Below are 1,330 nucleotides of genomic sequence, written 5' to 3' on the forward strand. Positions count from 1 at the left end.
CTCCCCACCATCGAGCACACCCACGGCGGCCACACCCACACCCACCCCGTCGCCCCCACCCTGCGGGGCACGATCCTGCTCGGCTTCGCCGGGGGGCTCGTGCCGAGTCCCTCCGCCGTCGTCGTGCTCGTCGGTGCTGCCGCGCTCGGCCACGCCTGGTTCGGGCTGCTGCTCGTCCTCGCGTACGGCGTCGGACTCGCCCTGACCCTCACCGCCGCCGGGTACGCCGTCGTCAAGGCGGGCGGCGGTCTCGCCCGGTTCCTGACCCGCCGCCCCCGCTGGACGTCGAGCCCGCTGGCCGCCTTCGCGCGCCGCATCGCACCCCTGGGCTCGGCGTTCGTCGTCGTGGCTCTTGGGGCCGGATTGGTGTTCAGGGGGGCCGCATCCGCTCTCGGCTGAGCTACTTTCATCAGGAAAGGGAAGATTCGCCCGGATGCGAATGGGGGCGCCGTGTCCGAAGAACCGGGCCGTGAGCGGGTGATCGCGGGCCGCTACCGCCTGCTGTCACCCCTCGGCGAGGGCGGTATGGGCACCGTGTGGCGGGCCCTCGACGAGGTGCTGCACCGCGAGGTCGCGGTCAAGGAGGTGCGCGCCCCGGCCGGGCTGGCGGCGCCCGATGTGGAGCGTATGTACGCCCGTCTGGAGCGGGAGGCGTGGGCGGCGGCCCGGGTCGCCGACCGCGGTGTGGTGACGGTGTACGACGTGGCGATGGAGGACGGCCGCCCGTGGATCGTGATGGAGCTGGTGCGCGGTCTGTCGCTCGCCGAGGTGCTGGAGGCGGAGGGCCCGCTGTCACCGCAGCGGGCCGCGCACATCGGCGCGGAGGTGCTGGCCGCACTGCGGGCCGCGCACGCGGCCGGTGTGCTGCACCGGGACGTGAAGCCGGCCAACGTGCTGATCGCGAACGACGGCCGGATCGTGCTCACGGACTTCGGTATCGCCATGGTCGAGGGCAGCTCCGCGCTGACGATGACCGGGGAGGTCATCGGTTCGCCCGAGTTCCTGGCGCCGGAGCGGGCGCTCGGCCGCACGCCGGGCCCGGAGTCCGACCTGTGGTCGCTCGGGGTGCTGCTGTACGCGGTGGTCGAGGGGCATTCGCCGTTCCGGCAGGACACCCCGCTGAGCACGCTGCGGGCGATCGTCGACGAGGAGCTGCCGCCGCCGCGCCGGGCGGGGCCGCTCACGCCGGTCATCGAGGGTCTGCTGCGCAAGGATCCGGCCGAGCGGCTGTCGTCCGGCCAGGCGCTCGCGGATCTGCGGGTGATCGGCGCCGGGGGCTCGCCCCGCGCGGGGACGCCGGGCGCCGATCCGTTCGCCCCGACCGTGGCCG

At 74.6% G+C, this 1,330-nt stretch carries 1 protein-coding gene and 1 pseudogene; both read left to right on the plus strand.

Translation table 11 applies throughout. The features are described 5' to 3' along the window. A pseudogene (locus N4P33_RS35310) lies at positions 1-399 on the plus strand (nickel transporter); the annotation flags it as partial. A 51-nt stretch (positions 400-450) separates the two neighbouring features. Then, on the plus strand, positions 451-1,330 hold an 880-nt coding region (locus N4P33_RS35315), incomplete at its 3' end, for a serine/threonine-protein kinase (protein WP_260830998.1).

Origin of the sequence: Streptomyces sp. 15-116A (assembly GCF_025290915.1) — a bacterium.
Taxonomy (GTDB): domain Bacteria; phylum Actinomycetota; class Actinomycetes; order Streptomycetales; family Streptomycetaceae; genus Streptomyces.